15 protein-coding genes and 1 tRNA gene are annotated in these 16999 nt (G+C 69.3%); 4 read left to right on the forward strand and 12 right to left on the reverse strand.

Annotated elements, in window-relative coordinates:
* Positions 1-206: 206 nt before the first annotated feature.
* Positions 207-1301, forward strand: a complete 1095-nt coding sequence (locus DIE22_RS10610) for a glycosyltransferase family 9 protein (protein WP_124498115.1) — start codon at positions 207-209, stop codon at positions 1299-1301.
* Positions 1302-1568: 267 nt separating this feature from the next.
* Positions 1569-2747 (forward strand): glycosyltransferase family 9 protein, encoded by a 1179-nt coding sequence (locus DIE22_RS10615; RefSeq protein ID WP_124605054.1) that lies wholly within the window; start codon positions 1569-1571, stop codon positions 2745-2747.
* Positions 2748-2885: 138 nt separating this feature from the next.
* On the opposite strand, the gene DIE22_RS10620 is transcribed toward DIE22_RS10615, so the two are convergent.
* From DIE22_RS10620 to DIE22_RS10630, 3 genes are all read right to left on the reverse strand, one after another.
* The gene (locus DIE22_RS10620; protein ID WP_124498117.1) at positions 2886-4166 is read right to left on the reverse strand and encodes an O-antigen ligase; all 1281 of its coding nucleotides are present in this window, start codon (positions 4164-4166) and stop codon (positions 2886-2888) included.
* Positions 4167-4302: 136 nt separating this feature from the next.
* Positions 4303-5145, reverse strand: coding sequence for a glycosyltransferase family 2 protein (locus DIE22_RS10625; RefSeq protein WP_124498118.1), 843 nt, complete (start codon positions 5143-5145; stop codon positions 4303-4305).
* A 145-nt stretch (positions 5146-5290) separates the two neighbouring features.
* Positions 5291-6043, reverse strand: coding sequence for a glycosyltransferase family 2 protein (locus tag DIE22_RS10630; protein WP_124605055.1), 753 nt, complete (start codon positions 6041-6043; stop codon positions 5291-5293).
* A gap of 223 nt (positions 6044-6266) precedes the next feature.
* Here DIE22_RS10630 and msbA point away from each other — a divergent pair, with 223 nt between their 5' ends.
* Positions 6267-8018 carry a lipid A export permease/ATP-binding protein MsbA gene (gene msbA, locus DIE22_RS10635; RefSeq protein WP_260426649.1) on the forward strand — a complete coding sequence of 584 codons (1752 nt, stop codon included), beginning with the start codon at positions 6267-6269 and terminating at the stop codon, positions 8016-8018.
* A gap of 83 nt (positions 8019-8101) precedes the next feature.
* Complete coding sequence (locus tag DIE22_RS10640; RefSeq protein WP_124498121.1) at positions 8102-8494, forward strand: RcnB family protein; 393 nt, start codon at positions 8102-8104, stop codon at positions 8492-8494.
* A gap of 59 nt (positions 8495-8553) precedes the next feature.
* On the opposite strand, the gene DIE22_RS10645 is transcribed toward DIE22_RS10640, so the two are convergent.
* The 9 genes from DIE22_RS10645 to rlmH all read right to left on the reverse strand — a co-directional run bounded on the left by DIE22_RS10645 (position 8554) and on the right by rlmH (position 16986).
* Positions 8554-9126: an aromatic acid exporter family protein gene (locus tag DIE22_RS10645; RefSeq protein WP_124605056.1), complete on the reverse strand. Its 573-nt coding sequence runs from the start codon at positions 9124-9126 to the stop codon at positions 8554-8556.
* 36 nt (positions 9127-9162) lie between these two features.
* Positions 9163-10422 carry an MFS transporter gene (locus tag DIE22_RS10650; protein WP_124498123.1) on the reverse strand — a complete coding sequence of 420 codons (1260 nt, stop codon included), beginning with the start codon at positions 10420-10422 and terminating at the stop codon, positions 9163-9165.
* The gene (locus DIE22_RS10655; protein ID WP_124605057.1) at positions 10419-11384 is read right to left on the reverse strand and encodes a PRC-barrel domain-containing protein; all 966 of its coding nucleotides are present in this window, start codon (positions 11382-11384) and stop codon (positions 10419-10421) included. The genes DIE22_RS10650 and DIE22_RS10655 overlap by 4 nt, the downstream gene beginning before the upstream one ends.
* Positions 11385-11642: 258 nt before the next feature.
* Positions 11643-12755, reverse strand: coding sequence for a collagen-like triple helix repeat-containing protein (locus tag DIE22_RS10660; RefSeq protein ID WP_124605058.1), 1113 nt, complete (start codon positions 12753-12755; stop codon positions 11643-11645).
* 460 nt (positions 12756-13215) lie between these two features.
* The gene (locus DIE22_RS10665; protein WP_124498126.1) at positions 13216-13551 is read right to left on the reverse strand and encodes a YggL family protein; all 336 of its coding nucleotides are present in this window, start codon (positions 13549-13551) and stop codon (positions 13216-13218) included.
* Between the two features lie 521 nt (positions 13552-14072).
* A tRNA-Met gene (locus tag DIE22_RS10670) sits at positions 14073-14149 on the reverse strand.
* A gap of 204 nt (positions 14150-14353) precedes the next feature.
* Positions 14354-15823, reverse strand: a complete 1470-nt coding sequence (gene rng / locus DIE22_RS10675) for a ribonuclease G (protein WP_124605059.1) — start codon at positions 15821-15823, stop codon at positions 14354-14356.
* A gap of 8 nt (positions 15824-15831) precedes the next feature.
* On the reverse strand, positions 15832-16464 hold the full coding sequence (locus DIE22_RS10680; protein ID WP_124498128.1) for a nucleoside triphosphate pyrophosphatase: 633 nt from the start codon (positions 16462-16464) through the stop codon (positions 15832-15834).
* 51 nt (positions 16465-16515) lie between these two features.
* A complete protein-coding gene (gene rlmH, locus DIE22_RS10685; RefSeq protein WP_044844705.1) occupies positions 16516-16986 on the reverse strand; it encodes a 23S rRNA (pseudouridine(1915)-N(3))-methyltransferase RlmH in 471 nt (156 codons plus the stop codon).
* Positions 16987-16999: the final 13 nt, after the last annotated feature.

Below are 16999 nucleotides of genomic sequence, written 5' to 3' on the forward strand. Positions count from 1 at the left end.
CGCTATACAATCCGTCGCGCACGACGCAGATGCGGCGCCGTCCGCGGGCCAGGCGGCATCGCGCGCTTGAAAACGGGGATGGTTCCACGCGGCGCGCCATGCAGCGCGGTGCCGCGAGCGACCACGCGACATGGCCGGCACGGACGGGGGCGCCAGGATGCCGGTCGGTACGCGACGATAAAAATGCCGATAGCTGGACCAAGACAATGGCCAACGGGAAACCGACGCGGCGGATCCTCGTGATCCGGATTGATTTTCTGGGCGACATGCTGTGCACGACCGCTTTCCTCGGCGCGCTGAAACAGCGCTGGCCGGACGCGGAACTGCACGTGGTCGCGAACCGCTACAACGCGGCCGCGCTGGCCGGCAACCCGGACGTGCACACGGTCCACACGTATGTGTACAGCCGTCAGTGCGAGCGCAACGACCGCCCCGGACGGATGCGCGCATTTTTCGACCGGCTGCGGCTCGTGCGCCGGCTGCGCCGCCTGCGGTTCGATCTCGTGGTCGTGCCGAACGGCGGCATGCATTGCAGCAGCATCCAGTTCGCGCGGCAGCTCGGCGTGAAGGATTGCCGCTGGCACGATGCCGATTCCGAATTCGACGATCGCCAGCCCGAACATGTCGCGTCGCGGCCGATATGCCATGAAGCGCTGTCGGGATTCCGGCTCGTGCCCGAACTCGGCCGCACCGGTCTCGACGGTCTCGCGCTGTCCGTCCACCCGGACCGCGCGCTGCAGGACACGTGGTATCGGCTGCTCGGGCCGCGCACGAAACCGCGCGTCGGGCTGTTCGTCTCGAACAAGGCGGCCGAGCGGCGCTGGCCGGCCGATCGCTGGCGCGACCTCGGCCGGCGGCTCGCGCCGGTCGCCGATGTGATCGTGTTCCGCGACCCCGCCGTGTCGGCCGGTGCCGACACCGACGGCGACGCGTGGCGGGACGTGAACGCCCGGCACGTCACGCCATCGTCGGTGGTCGAACTGGTGGCCGCCGCGAGCCTGCTCGACGCGATCGTGTCGGCCGACAGCGCCCCCGTGCATCTCGCGTCGGCGCTCGGCGTGCCGGTCGCCGGGCTGTTCGAGGACCGTCCCGAGAAATACCTGCGCTGGCATCCGCTCGGCGTGCCGCACGTGATCCTGCGGGCCGGCGCGACGGTCGATGCGATCGGCGTCGACGCGCTCGAGCGCGCGGTGCTGCATCTGTTGACGCCGGCCGGGCAGGCCGGCGACGCGACGAGCGCCGCGATGCCGCTGCCGGGTATCACGCTCGCGGCACCCGGGGTTGGCGCGATCGTTTCGTAGCGGCCCGGAACGCGGGCGGCGCCGGCATTGCCGGCACTGCCATTGGACGGGCAAGCGGGAGCAAACGCGCGCAAGGAGAAGCAGAGGCCGCAGGCCGCGTCGCGAGCGTCGCGTCGTTGCCGCGTTGCCGCAAAGGGCGGCACCGGCTACCGGCCGCCGCCGAGACGTGCCACCCACACCCGAAGCCCGCGCCCCGGCGCCACGCCATCGGCCGCAAAATCCTGTACATTGCGAGCCTTGTCCAGCCAGCTAGACGGAACGATCGCCGTGGCCCTGTTTTCTTCCGCCCGCCCGCCCAGAACCATCCTCGTCGCCGCACCGCGCCGCATCGGCGACGTGCTGCTGACGACGCCGCTCGTGCGTTCGCTGAAGGCGCGCTGGCCCGATGCACAGATCGACATGCTGGTGTTTCGCGGCACCGAGGGCGTGCTGGAGCACAACCCCGACGTGCGGCGCGTGATCGTCGTCGCGCAGCGCGCCGGGTTCCCGGAGCGGCTGCGCGATGCGCTGTCGATGTGGCGCCGCTACGATCTCGCGTGCGCGGCACTGAGCTCCGACCGGCCGCGCTTCTATAGCTGGTTCGCCGGCCGCAAGCGCGTCGGCCTCGTCGATCCGAACCGTGTCACGCTGCTTACGCGGATGATGCTGAACGGCATTGCGATCAATCACCACGAGTCCGCGCATACGGTCGTCAGCACGCTGGCGCTCGCGCCGGTGATCGGCATCGAGCCGGTGTCCGAGGTCGTCGCGCCGGGCATCGGCGACGATCCCGCGCGGCGCGCGCGATTCGACGCGTGGCTCGCGGAGTCGCCGGCCATCCGCGACGGCAAGCCGCTCGTCGTGCTGCATCCGTATCCGATGTTCCGCTACAAGCAATGGCGGCTCGAAGGCTGGGTCGAGATGATCGAATGGCTGCGCGCGCAGGGGTTCGCGATCGCGCTGTCGGGCGGCCCGGCCGATCGCGAGCGCGAGTACGCGGAGCAGGTCGCGGCCGAGGCGGGCGGCGACGTGCTGAACCTGGTCGGCCGCCTGACGTTCGGCGAAAGTGCGGAGCTGGTGCGGCGCGCGCGGCTGTTCATCGGGCCCGATACGGGCGCGACGCACGTCGCGGCCGCGACGGGCACCGACACGATCGCGCTGTTCGGTCCGTCCGACCCGGTGCGCTGGGGGCCGTGGCCGCAGCACTGGCCGCCGACCGAAAACCCGTGGGCGCTGCGCGGCTCCGCGCGGCACGGCAACGTGTGGCTGCTGCAGGGTGAGGGCGATTGCGTGCCGTGCCGGCACGAGGGCTGCGAGCGCCACGTCGACAGCCATAGCGACTGCCTCGTCAATCTTGGCACGCAGCGTGTGAAGGCGGCGGCGGCGGAGATGCTCGGGCTGAATCCGCCGGGCGCCGCCGACACGGTCGTCGACACGTCACGGCTGCATCGCGCGCGCTCGGACTGACGCGCGAAAGCCGGACGTTTCCTGATTAGACAAGCGGAGCGTGGCGACGCGTCGCGTCGATGGCGCGCGGCCGCGCGTGTGTCGCCATCGAGCCGATCCGGCCGCGCCCCGCGCCGGTCCGGTGCGAGGCGGAGCGGGTTACGCGCTGCGCCGGATCGCCGACGTCTCGCGCGGCAGCGCTTCGCCGCGCTCGGCGCAGCCGAGCAGGATGCCGGCGAGCAGCACCAGCAGGTGACCTTCGGCGAAATCGAGCAGCAGCGAATTCGCAAGGCTGCCGATCGCGAAGATCGCGAGCCACGCGAGCAGCAAGTGCTGCGAACGCGGGTCGAGCGTGCGGCTGCCGCGCGCGATCTGCACGATCAGGTTCAGGAACAGCAGTACGCCGAGCGTGCCGAGCTGTACGGCCATCAGCAGGTATTCGTTATGCGGGTTCGACGTGAGCTGGCCTTCGGCGGCCGTCTTGCCCGCCGTGAGCTTCTGGAACTCGAACTCGAGACCGCCCGAGCCGTAGCCGATCACGGGGCGCTGGCGGTACAGCTCGAGCCCCTTCTTGTACCACTCGAGACGCAGCCCGGTCGACGTGGCCGCATCGGTCTGCCGATACTGCTGCACTTCCGTCACGACCTTCACGAGGCGGCCGTCGTGCACCGTGCACGCGGCGACGACGAGCGCGACGCCGGCCAGGACCAGCGCCCCGGCGGCGAGCCCCGCGCGCAATGCCGACCGGCGGCGCAGCAGCAGCACGAAACGCACCGCGACGACGAGGATCAGCAGCAGCGCGATGAGCTGTCCGGTGCGCCCCTGCAGCATCACGAACACGTTGATCAGCGACCACGCGGCGACGGCTGCATACGCGGCGCGCGATAGCGCGGTGCGGGCCGACAGCGCGAGGTCGGCGGCCTGATAGAACAGCAGCGCGCCGAACATGCCGGCCGCGATGTGGTTCTTGAACACCCACGCGCGCGACAGCGGCAGATCGGTCGCATGCGCGGGCCCGATCGCGGTCAGGCCGAGATAGTTGGTGGTCGACAGCAGCAGGATCACGCACAGCGTGCCGAACCACGCGCGCCGCACGATCGGCGCCCAGTTCGAATGGCGGAAGGCGAGTACGGCAAACGGCAGCAGCAGCAGCTTGTCGTACTTGGCGACCCAGTTCCACGCCTTCGGGTGCGGCGCGACCGTATAGGCGACGCTCGCGGCCAGCGCCGCGAGGATCAGCAGCGCGGCGAGCGATGCCGGTTCGGTGACGAACGAGCGCAGGTCGCGCCAGAATTCGGGGGAGATCACGAGCGCGGCCGCGAACAGCCCGCAGAACACGTTGGTCAGCGCGGTCGAGACGGGCACCATGCAGAGCGCGATGACGGCGAAGGCGCGGGCGGCGGTCAGGCGCCGCGTGGCGGGAGCGGAAAACGAAAGCATCGGAACCTGTCGAATGGACGAATGCGGCATGCGGGCACCGTGCTGCGCGCCGCGCGCCCCGCGGCGGCAGTGCCCGGGACGAAGCGCGCAGTATACGCGAAGCGGCGTCCGTTTCCGCGTCGTTTCCGGGGTCTGATCAGCTGAATGCGCGCTTGATCCGCGAGCGCAGCAGCGCGCGCTTCAGGCGCCCTTCGACGGCCGGCGTGTCGAGCGCGACGCGCGAGCCGGCCGGCTCGCCGCGATGCAGGTAATAGCGGTCGAACGTGGCCTGCGTCATGCCCCATTTGTTGAGGAACTGGCGGCGGCCGTCGTTCTTGACGATCTTGCCGGTGCTCTTCTGCTGGAAGTGGTAGACGAGGCTGTCGCCGACGCCAAGGAAGATCCGGCAGCCGGCGTCCCAGAATTTCATCGAGAAGTCGTTGTCGCTGCTCATCCCCGGCGACAGCTCGCTGCTGTAGCCGCCGATGCGGTTCCACCAGTCGCGGTGCACGAGCGTCGGCGGCCAGGTCGAGCCGAGCCAGTCCGCGCGCGCGAGCCGCGGCGTGGCCGCGACGAGGCCGGCCGCGTCGAACTGTTCGGCGTCGCGGCCGAAATTGCTGACGACGACGCAGGGGTTGCGCGTGTCGACCGGCTCGACCATCGTGCCGGACAGCATGAACAGGTCGGTCGGCATCTGCTCGATGCGCCGCGCGAGCGCCGCGTCCCAGCCGGGGCAGCAGTACATGTCGTCGTTCATGTAGACGACGTAGTCGCGCGTCGCGCGCGCGGCGGCCAGGTTCACCGCGTGGCAGATGCCGATGTTGGCCGGCGACGCGGTGTGCTCGATGCCTTCGCTGCGCACCCAGTCGAGCGTGCCGTCCGAGCCGTCGTTCACGTGCACGATGATCTGGTGGTCGTACGCCGAATGACGGCGCAGGCTGTCGACGACGAGCTTGAGGTACGGCAGGTTGTTCCAGGTCGGGATGATGATGGAGAACATGGCGGTCGGATTCGGTGGTCGTCGTGTCGGTGGCGCGTGGCGCGGCGCCGCGCTCGGGCGCGCATGGCACGCGGGCAGCCCGGCATTGTAACGCCGGGCCGGCCGCATGCCGGCGGCGTCAGGGGGGAGGCAGGGCGGGGCGTGCTCAGCGGGCCGCTTCGTGGCCGAGCTTCAGGAACCGGTAGTACACCGTTTCCGCGTTGAACACGGCGATCATGAAGCCCGCCCGGCCGTCGAGAAACCCGCGTCGCAGCACGTAGGTCCTGACGAACGCCCATGCGCCGCGCGCGAGCGCCTTGCCGAAGCCGCCGCGCTGGCCGGCCGCGCGGCGCTGGCGCGCGCCGGCCGTCGAATACGCATCGAGCTTGCGCACGACGGTTTCGAAATCCTCGTACGAATAATGCATCAGCTTGCCCGGCAGCCGCTGCGCGGGCGTGTCGAACACGAGTCGTTCGTGCACCAAGTCGTCGGAGAAGCGCGCGCTGCCGCGCCGGAACAGGCGTGGCACCCAGTCCGGATACCAGCCGCTGTGGCGGATCCACTGGCCGCAGAAGCTCGACAGCCGGTCGAGCGCGTAGACCTGCGCGGCCGGCGTGCGGATGGCCGCGCGGATCGACTGCGCGAGTTCCGGGCTGACCACCTCGTCGGTGTCGAGCGACAGGATCCAGTCGGTGTCGAGCGCGTCGAGCGCGCGGTTCTTCTGCGGGCCGAAGCCGGGCCAGTCGCGCTCGACGATCACGCGGGCGCCGTGCGCGCGGGCGATCGCGACGGTATCGTCGGTGCTGCCGCCGTCGATCACGACGACGTCGTCGGCGAAGGTCAGCGCGTCGAGGCACTGCGCGAGCCGCGCGGCCGCGTTGAGGGCGATGAGGGCGACGCCGAGGGTGGGTTCTGCCATGAAATCGTCGAAAAGGCGGAGAAAACGGTGAGCGGCAGTATACCCGCGCGCCGGCCGGCGGCCGCTTCGGCAACGGCCGTGCCGGCGGGGGCAGTGCAGCTATAATGTTGGGCCTTTTTCGGCACCCGCCGGACGGGGCGCATCCCGGGCAGCCATGCCCCGGGCGCCGCGTCGCGGCTCAAGAAGGATTGCCTTGGAAACCCAGAACACTCTTCGCAAACCGATGGACGGCACCGGCACGTCGCCGGTCACGGTCCTCAAGCGCCTGTGGCCGTATATCCGGCCGCTCATCGGCATCGTGCTGCTCGCCGTGATGACGATGGGCGTCGTCGCGGCCACGGAAGCCGGGATTCCTGCGCTGCTCAAGCCGCTGCTCGACCACGGCTTCGGCTCGCACGGCAGCGACCGCGCGAAATGGTACGTGCCGATCGCGGTGATCGGCCTCGCGCTCGTGCGCGGCGTGTCGCAGTACACGTCCAACTACCTGCTCAACTACGTGTCGAACCGCATCCTGCTGCAGCTGCGGCTCGAGATGTTCCAGCGGATGCTCCACACGGGCGCGTCGTTCTTCCAGCGCGAGACCGCGAGCACCGTGATCAACGCGATCGTGTTCGAGGTCAACCAGATCCTGTCGGTGCTCACGGGCGTGATGGTCACGCTCGTGCGCGACTCGCTGACCGTCGTGTTCCTGCTCGGCTACCTGTTCTACCTGAACTGGCGGCTCACGCTGATCGTCGCGGTGATCCTGCCGGGCATCGGCTGGCTCGTCAGCAAGATCAGCCGCCGCCTGCGCCGCCTGAACCGCGAGCACCAGACGCTGACGAACGAGCTGTCGTACATCGTCGAGGAGACGGTCGGCGGCTACAAGGTCGTCAAGGTGCACAACGGCGAGGCGTACGAGATGGACCGCTTCACGACGATGAGCAAGCGCCTGCGCGGCTACGCGATGCGCATGACGATCTCGGGCGGGCTCGCGCAGCCGCTCACGCAGTTCCTCGCGTCGATCGCGCTCGCGGTCGTGATCACGATCGCGGTCGTGCAGTCGTCCAACGACCAGACGACGGTCGGCGGCTTCGTCGCATTCGTCACGTCGATGCTGCTGGTGATTTCGCCGCTCAAGCACCTGATCGACGTCAACCAGCCGCTGCAGCGCGGGATGACGGCCGCCGAACTGATCTTCGGGCTGATCGACGAGCCGGCCGAGCCGCAGGGCGGCGGCCGCGCGCTGCCGCACGCGCGCGGCGAGATCGAATTCCGCGACGTGTCGTTCGACTACGGCGCATCCGAGCGGCCGACGCTCGACCGCATTTCGTTCAAGGTCGCGCCGGGCGAGATGATCGCGCTCGCGGGGCCGTCGGGCAGCGGCAAGACGACCCTCGTGAACCTCCTGCCGCGCTTCTTCGATCCGACGGGCGGCGCGATCCTGGTCGACGGCGTGCCGGTGGCCGACTACGACATCCACGCGCTGCGCGGCCAGATGGCGATGGTCAGCCAGGACGTCGTGCTGTTCAACGACACGATCGCCGCGAACGTCGCGTACGGCCAGACGCCCGATCGCGCACGCGTGCAGGCGGCGCTCGAGGCCGCGAACCTCGCCGACGCGGTCGCCGCGATGCCAGACGGGCTCGACACGCTGGTCGGCGGCAACGGGATGCGTCTGTCGGGCGGCCAGCGGCAGCGGCTCGCGATCGCGCGCGCGATCTACAAGGACGCGCCGATCCTGATCCTCGACGAGGCGACCTCCGCGCTCGATTCGGAATCCGAGCGCCACGTGCAGGCCGCGCTCGAGCGGCTGATGGAAGGGCGCACGACGCTCGTGATCGCGCACCGGCTGTCGACGATCGAGCGTGCGGACCGGATCCTCGTGCTCGAGGCCGGCAAGATCGTCGAAACGGGCAGCCACGACGAACTGCTGCGCCATGGCGGACTGTACGCGCACCTGCACCGGATCCAGTACCAGCAGCAGGCGGCGTGACGGCGGGTCGTGCGGGTGTGCTAGTCTTGACCGGGCAGGTCCAGTTGTTTCCGATTCGACGTGACGACACGGAGGAAAGAACGATGAGGAAGATGCACGGGATGATGCTGGCCGCGCTGATCGCGGCGGGTGTCGCGGCACCTGCCGCGATGGCGCAGGGGCACGGCAACGACGACAACCACGGCAATCACGGTGACCGCGGCATGCAGCGCGGCCACGGCCCGAAGCACATGCCGCCCGGCCAGGCGATGCATCGCGACGACGACGTACCGTCGCGCTGGGCCGATCAGCCGCGTCGCGACTGGCACAAGGGCGACCGGCTCCCGAACGAATTCCGCGATCGCCAGTACGTGGTCGACGACTGGCGCGGCTATCACCTGAGCCCGCCGCCGCGCGGCTATCACTGGATCGGCGTCGGCGGCGACTATCTGCTCGTGCAGATCGGCTCGGGCATCGTGCTGCGGGTCGGCCCGTAGCGTTTCCCGCCGATCATCGATTCATCCGGCTGCCGGGGCCGTGCGTCCCGGCAGCCGCGTCACTTCTTGTGGTCCGCCGCCCGGCGGAACCAGCGCCGCTCGATCCGCGACATCGCCCAGCACACGGCCAGCGCGCAGACGGTGCCGAGCGCAACTTCCCCGAGCCGCATCAGCGGAATGTCCCATAGCGGGCCGTTGCCCGGAAACAGCAGCACGATCGTCGCGGTCACGCCGCCGAGCCGTGCCGCGCTGCCGACGTTCAGGCACCAGCAGCCGACGATCGTGATCGCGACCGCAAGCGCATAGGCGACGAGGCGGTCGCCGCCGAGCGCTGCGCCCGCGAAGCCGACCAGGCCGCCGATCATCGCGCCGATGAACTGGTCGCGCGACAGCGACATCGTGTCCGAATAGTTGTGCTGCGTGACGGCGATCGCGGTGATCGCCGCCCACACCGCCTGCTCGGTGTGCAGCGCACGGCCGATCGCGTACGCGAGGCACGCGCCGCAGACGGCCTGCAGCGCCATCAACGTGCCTTGCGTGAGCCGTTCACCGAAGGTCAGCCCCTTGAACAGATCGAAGATCGACTGCTGGATCTGCTGGCGGGCCTCGTTGAGTGTCCTGATCGTATCCATCGTGTCGGGCCTGGAATCGGGTGCGGTGCGAGCGCGTCAGTGCGCCTGTTCGGACGATGCGGCGGCCGGCTCGCCGGTGGTCGCATCGCCGTTTTCGACGCGCGTCTCGGGCATCGCGAGCCAGACCAGCAGCGCCGCGAGCGCGCCGGCCGCGGCGAGCCCGAAGAAGCTGATCGCGTTGCCGAAGTGATCGGCGACATAGCCGGCCACGGCCGTGCTGAGTGTCGCGCCGATCCCGGCCGCGAGCCCGAACAGCCCGATGCACAGGTTGTAGCGGCCCTTGCCGCCCGCGACGTCAGCCGCGATCAGCGGCAGCATCACGCCGAACACGGCCGCGCTGATGCCGTCGAGCATCTGCACCGGTACCAGCAGGTACGGGCTGCTCACGCCGGCGAACAGCAGCGCGCGCACCGGCAGCGCGGAGAAGCCGAGCAGCAGGATCGGCCGGCGTCCCCAGCGTTGCGCGGAGCGGCCGACCCACGGCGACAGCATCGCGACGATGGCCTGCGGCACGATGATGCACGCGGCGATCACGAGCTGCACGTTCTCGCCCATCCCGGCCGTCACTTCGCCCGCCGCGAGGTTGAGCATCGCCGCGTTCGACAGGTGGAACAACACCACGCATGCCGCGAAGATCAGCATCCGGCGATCGCGCAGCAGCTCGAGCAGCGTCTCGCGCTCCTCGCCTTCGTCGTGATCGTCGGGCGTCGACGCATGCGGGATCACCTCGTGCGTCGGCTGGATCATCGCGAGCGCGAACAGCGCGGGCAACGCCAGCACCGCGGTCAGCCAGAACACCGCGCGCGCGGAGAAATACTCGCCGGTGAGCCCCATCAGGCCCGCCGCGACCGCGCTGCCGATCGACGCCCAGCGCGCATTGCGGCCGAGCCGGTCGCCGAGGTCGGCGCGGCCGACCAGCGAGAACGAGATCGCGGCCATCGCCGGCACGAGCATGCAGCTCGCGAAGCCGTGGAACACTTCGGCCGCGATCACCGGCACGATCGTCGGGCTCGACGCGAGCAGCACCGCGGACAGGATGATGGCCGCGATCGCCCATGCGGCCGCGCCTTTCTTGTTCTTCAGCGCGTCGACGGCGGCGCCGCCCGGCACCTGGCTGACCATCGCGCTGATCGTGCCGATCGACAGCACCATGCCGATCTCGCCCTGCGTCCATTTGTGCGACGCGAGGTAGGACGCGATGAACGGACCGAACCCGGTTTGAACGTTTGCAACGAAAAAGTTGAGCCAGTCGAGGGCCCGGAGACTGCGAACGCTGACGGAATGCTTGATCGTCATCGGGCGGCACTCGCAGACGAAGCCGGCGCGGCGGCAGTGGCCGGCGGCGAGACCGCGACGATCGGCTTGTCGGCCGCGTAGGGCGGCGACGCCTTGATCTGCGCATCGTTCAGGTCGAGTTGCGGACGCAGCGCCTTGTCGCGCGTGACGAAGCGCAGCGCGCCCCAACTCGCGGCGATCGAGCGGCGGTCGGTGTTCACGAGCCCGCCGAGATCGAGCACGACGGCTTGTGGCTGCGCGGCGCGATCGATCAGCACGTCGACGACGCGCCCGATCTTCGTGCCGTTCGGGCGCTCGACGTCGCTGTCGAGCATCGGCAGCCGCGTGGCGGGCGACGCCGCGGCCGACCCCGACAGCGGCACGGCCTTGGGCCGCGCGGCAGGCGGCAGGTCGCCCGACGGCACGTCGAGCACGATCGGCTCCTGCTTGCCGCCCGGCGTGAAGCGGAACACGCTCCACGGGAAGATGACCTTGCGGTCGCCGACGCCCATGAAGCCCTGCAGGTTGACGATCATCTCGCGCGGCTTGCCGCTTGCGTCGGCCACCATGTCGACCGCGCGGCCGATCACCTTGCCGTTGCGGCGCGCGACTTCGCTGTCGAGCAGCGCATGGATCTGGGTGCGCTCGAGCGTGCGGGTCGCGACGAGCGGGGCCGGCGGCGGAGGCGGCGGCGGAGGCGATTCGGGGCGCTGCACCGGCTTCGGCCGTGTCACCTCGCGGTGCGGCTTTTTCGGCGCTTCCGGTTCCTCCGGCTGCACGAGCGGCGGCACGGGCGGCATCGTCAGCGGTTCGCCGGCGGTTTCCTCGACGGGCTCGACGAGCGCCTCGCTGATCGGTGCGGGCGGATTCTGGGTCGGCAGCAGCCCGCAGCCGGACAGCAGCGCGGCGGCTGCGAGAACGAGGAAGACCGTCGAGGACGGGAACGACATGCGGGATGCGGGAAACGGAAGTCCGCCGCTCATTGACACTCACTCCATGGGTCGGGGGCGGGCCCGGAGGCTCGCGGCTGGCGATGGATGGCGGGTGCGGGCGGCGCACCACGCGAGGTGAGAGTTTAACGTGTCTTCCTTTCAGGACCGATTTCCGCGGAGGGGTCGGGAGCGGGATGGCGGGGAAAGTGCGGCGATCGGTCGCGGGGCGGGCGACATCGGGTGCCGCAACGCGCGCGGCGCCCGACCGTCGACGACGGGACGGACGCCGCACGGGTGGCCGGCGTGGCGTTACTTGGCCAGCGCGCCGAGCGTCGTCGTCACCGGAGCGAGCAGGCCGCCGCCGGTCTTCGACAGCGCGCCGGTGCCGCTGCCGCTGCCGCCCGTCAGGCCGCCGACCGCCGACGTGAGCGCGCCTGCCGGGTTGCTGCCGCCCGTCGTGCCGCCGAGCGCACCCGTCGACAGGAGCCCCGTCACCGGTGCGAGCGGATTCGTCGCGGCGCCGCCGCCGCCGAGCAGCGCCGTGCCCGCGGTCGCGACCGTGTTGCCGGTCGCGGTCACGACGTTGCCGACGCCGGTCGTGACCGGATTGCCGCCGGTCTTCGCGAGCGTCGTGCCGGCGTTCGCGACGCCGTTGCCGACGGTCGTCACGAGGTTCGTCAGCGGCGCGCCGAGCGGCGTGCTCGCCGCGACCGTCTGCGTGACCGAACCGACCGTCGTCGTGATCGGCGTGATCGCCGAGCTGGCCGCGCCCGTCACCTGGGCGACCGGGCCGGTCGACAGTTGCGTGCCGAGCGTCGCACCGGCGCCCGCGATCGTGTTGCCGAGCGATGTCACGGCGCCGCCGACGGGCGACGTGACGGGCGCGAGCGGCGCCAGCGCCGAACCGCTGGCGCCGAGGCTCGACACGACCTCGCCTGTCGCGGCGACGGCCTGGCCGAGATTCGTGACCACGCCCCCCGTGCTCGCGACCGTCGTGCCGACCGGATTCGACGTCGCGCCGAGCTGGCCGAGGCCCGAGCCGAGGCCGGTGCCGAGCGTCGTGACGGCCGCGCCGACATCCTGCACGACTGCGCCGAGCCCCTGTGTCGTCGCGGGGTTCGTGCCGGGCAGCGACTGCGCCGCGATCGTCGTGCCGACGCCCGATATGGCGCCGCCGCCGGCCGTCACGATGTTGCTCGACGCAGCCGTTGTCTGACCGACGCCATTGGCCGATGTGCCGTCGGCGCCGTTGCCGGTGCCGACGGTCGACGCCGTCGTGTCGCCGGACCCCGATCCGGAGCCGCCGGTGCCCTGGCTCAGCGTGCCCGAGCCGCCGCACGCGGACAGCGACAGCAGCGCCGCAACGCCTGCCGCGATCATGATCATTCGGAGTCCTGCCTGATGAATGGTGGGCGTGTTCATGTCGTCCTCGTCTCGATTATGGAAATGGATCAGGCGGCCTTCGTGTGCGCCGACGTGTCGTCGCTGCGGAAGTGAAGCGGCGGGCGCGTCGTTGTCGTCTCCCTGATTGACCTGTCGCCGTGTCGCGTCTTCGCCTGAGTCGGAACCCGGAAGCGCATGCAGGACGAATCGTTTGCATTCTTTCGTCTTGCTTGCCGATCGTGCCGGAAATCACCGGATTCGTGCGATCAGAGTAGGTCCGTCGACGCGAGACGTCTTTTAATGATCGTTAAATTGAAGTAAGCGTCCGATTCACGGCCGGAGTTGGGGTAATCACGATCGACGCGATGCGCGTCGTGTGATTGGTGCGGAAGGGAAGGCGGAAGGGCGGGGGCGTGCAGGGGGCCGGCGGCGTCTGCCTGGCCCGCCATCACGGCGGGCCAGGCGCGGGTGCTGCCCGAGGGGCGGAGCAGTCCGAGCGTCAGGCGTCCGGATACCACGCGTCGCTGAATTCGCTGACCTCGACGTCGGTCAGTTCCGGACGGGCGGCGAGCCATGCGCGCACGTTCTCGCGGTCGGCATCGGTCGTCGTGCCGCGCGGCGCGCCGGAGATCACGTACGCGCCGATCCCTTCGTCGGCGGACGCGACGGTCAGCAGCCCGTTCGCTTCGACGAAATCGATGAACGCATCGATCAGCTGGCCGCGCTCGAGGTCGGACAGTTCGCCGCGGTAGTGCGCGGTCGCGTTGAACGCGAGTTCCTGGAACTCGGCGATGTGGAGTTTCTTGCGCTGGCGGCGGTTGTGGCGTTGGCTCATGGTGTGTGACGAGTGAATGAGAGGTGGGACAGGATAGCGCGGCGGCGGGTGCGGGCACGATGTCGACGTGCCGCGCGGCCCGGGCCCGCGCGAAAAAGTGATGCGTTGCGCCGTCGCGATATCGGGTTGTCGCGCGGTCGATCAGGAAACCGTTGTTAAACAATGGATCGACTTGGCTTTCGCGGTGCGGCTTGGCCCGGCGGCTGATTGCACGCATGACCGAATGATACAGGGATGGCGAGCCTCTTCGGCTTTGCCGAGGTCGGCGACTAGTCGAACAACAACGAGGGCCGTAGGTTGGACGAATCGCCATGCGTGCAATGGGCGTGTCGATCTCACGCCGGGAGATCTGGTTTTCCGGGTCCCGGTCGATAAGATTCAGACGCGCATCGAACATCTCCTCCTTGGCATCAGACTTGACCGCGCTCGTCGGCTTTCCCCGTTTTGAGCGGCGGGATACGAACAAACGAATCGGCGAAATGCAAAAAGCCCGCTTGCTGTCGCAAAGCGGGCTTCGATATTGGTTGCGGGGATAGGATTTGAACCTATGACCTTCGGGTTATGAGCCCGACGAGCTGCCAGACTGCTCCACCCCGCGGCGCGAATTGTACTGGCACTGCTGCGGTGCGTCAAACGGTCAGTGAGCCACGTTGAACTCAAGCGACCGTGCTTCGCCCGCCAAGGGGTGTTCGCTTACGTTGATCGAGCCTTCGAAGATCGGCGCGATGACTGATATTTTTGCGCGACGCCCGCGGCAAGGGTTGGCGGCGATCTCCCTGTTCGGAGATCGCCACGGATTACCCTACATCAGCACGATATCGTACTGCTCCTGGCTCAGGTTCGACTCGACCTGCAGCGACACCGGCTTGCCGATGAAGTCGATCAGCATCGCGAGATGCTGCGACTCCTCGTCGAGGAACAGGTCGATCACCTGCTGCGCGGCGATCACGCGGAATTCGCGCGGGTTGAACTGGCGCGACTCGCGCAGGATCTCGCGCAGGACGTCGTAGCACACGGTGCGCGACGTCTTCACCTGGCCCTTGCCCTGGCAGGTCGGGCACGGTTCGCACAGCACGTGCGCGAGCGATTCGCGCGTGCGCTTGCGCGTCATCTCGACGAGCCCGAGCTGCGAGAAGCCGTTGACCGTCACGCGCGTGCGGTCGCGCGACAGCGCCTTCTTCAGCTCCGACAGCACCGCGTCGCGATGCTCGGCGTTCTCCATGTCGATGAAGTCGATGATGATGATCCCGCCGAGGTTGCGCAGCCGCAGCTGTCGCGCGATCGTATGCGCGGCCTCGAGGTTGGTCTTGAAGATCGTGTCGTCGAAGTTGCGCGCACCGACGTAGCCGCCGGTGTTCACGTCGATCGTCGTCATCGCCTCGGTCTGGTCGATCATCAGGTAGCCGCCCGACTTCAGGTCGACGCGGCGCGACAGCGCGCGCTGGATCTCCGTCTCGATGTTGTACAGGTCGAACAGCGGCCGCTCGCCGGTGTAGTGATGCAGCTTTGGGCTCACCGCCGGCGTGAACTCGCCCGCGAATTCCGCGAGGCGCTGGTACGTCTCGCGCGAATCGACTTGGATGCGCGTCGTGTCGTCGTTCGCGAAATCGCGCAGCACGCGCTGCGCGAGATCGAGATCCTGGTACAGCAGGCTCGTCGCCGGCAGCCGCTGCGCTTGCGCGACGATGGTCGCCCAGGTCTTGCGCAGGTAGGCGACGTCGCCGGCCAGTTCGTCGGAGGTCGCGTCCTCGGCGATCGTGCGCACGATGTAGCCGCCTTTCTCGTCCGGCGGGATCACGGCGGTCAGCCGCGCGCGCACGGCCTCGCGCTCGGCCTCGCTCTCGATCTTCTGCGAGATGCCGATGTGCGGCTCCTGCGGCAGGTAGACCAGCGTGCGGCCCGCAATGCTGACCTGCGTCGACAGCCGCGCGCCCTTCGTGCCGATCGGATCCTTGATCACCTGGACCATCAGCGTCTGGCCTTCGAACACGATCTTCTCGATCGGCTGGTGCGGCGTGCCCGACTGCGGCTCGCCGGCGAGGCGCGGATGCCAGATGTCCGCGACGTGCAGGAACGCCGCGCGCTCGAGACCGATGTCGATGAACGCGGACTGCATGCCGGGCAGCACCCGCACGACCTTGCCGAGGTAGATGTTGCCGACCCGCCCGCGCGACAGCGTGCGCTCGACGTGAAGCTCCTGCACCGCGCCTTGCTGGACGAGTGCGACCCGCGTTTCCTGCGGCGTGAGGTTGATCAGGATTTCTTCGTTCATGGTGGGATTCAGAAGGCGACGCGCGCGGTGCGCAGCAGCGCAGCAGTCTCAAAAAGGGGCAGACCCATGATACCTGAATGGGAACCGTCGATTCGCTCGATGAATTCGGCCGCGCGTCCCTGGATCGCGTATGCGCCCGCCTTGCCGAACGGCTCGCGGGTTTCGATGTAACGCTCGAACGCGTCGCGCGGCGCGGCCGCGAAGCGCACCGACGAACGCGACAGCGCGGGCGGCAGCAGTTCGCCGTCGGCGCCGATCACGGCGACGGCGGTCAGCACCTCGTGTGCGCGGCCTGCGAGGCGGGTCAGCATCGCGAGCGCGTCGTCGGCATCGGCCGGCTTGCCGAGGATCGCACCGTCGATCGTCACGGTGGTGTCCGCAACGAGCACCGGCGCGGCCGGCTTGCCGCTCGCGACGAGGCGCGCACGCGCGGCCTCGGCCTTCGCGACGGTCACGCGCTGCACGTACGCGTCGGCGGCTTCGCCGGGCAGTTCGGCTTCGAGCGCCTCGGCGTCCTCGTCGGCGCGCGGCAGCAGCAATTCGAAGCGCACGCCGATCTGCTGCAGCAGCTCCTGGCGGCGCGGGCTTTGCGAAGCGAGATAAAGGGTCGGGAAAAGGGCGGGGGACGTGCTGGACGGCATGGTGTCGTTATCTCGTTGAGCGCGCGCGGCGCGCGTCCCGAGGACGACACGTCATGCGCGGTGATAGGGATGATTCTGCGTGATGCTCCACGCCCGGTAAAGCTGTTCGGCAAGCAGCACGCGCACCATCCCGTGCGGCAGCGTCATGCTCGAGATGCGCAGCAGCAGGTCGGCGCGCGCCTTGAGTTCCGGATCGAGCCCGTCGGCGCCGCCGATCACGAACGCGACGTCACGGCCGTCCTGCTGCCAGCCCGGCAGCGCCTGCGCGAGCTGCATCGTGGTCCAGTCGCGGCCACGCTCGTCGAGCGCGACGATGCGCGCGCCCTTCGGCAGCGCGGCCTCGATCTTCTGCCGCTCGGCCGCCATCACGCTTTCCGCGCTGCGGCCGCCCGAACGCAGTTCGGGCTTGATCTCGCGCAGTTCGATGCGCAGTTCCGGCGGCATCCGCTTCGTGTATTCGTCGAAGCCGGACGCGATCCAGCCAGGCATCTTGTGGCCGACCGCGAGGATGAAAAGCTTCATCGGGACGACTCGC

The organism is Burkholderia sp. Bp9142 (assembly GCF_003853415.1).
Taxonomy (GTDB): Bacteria; Pseudomonadota; Gammaproteobacteria; order Burkholderiales; family Burkholderiaceae; genus Burkholderia.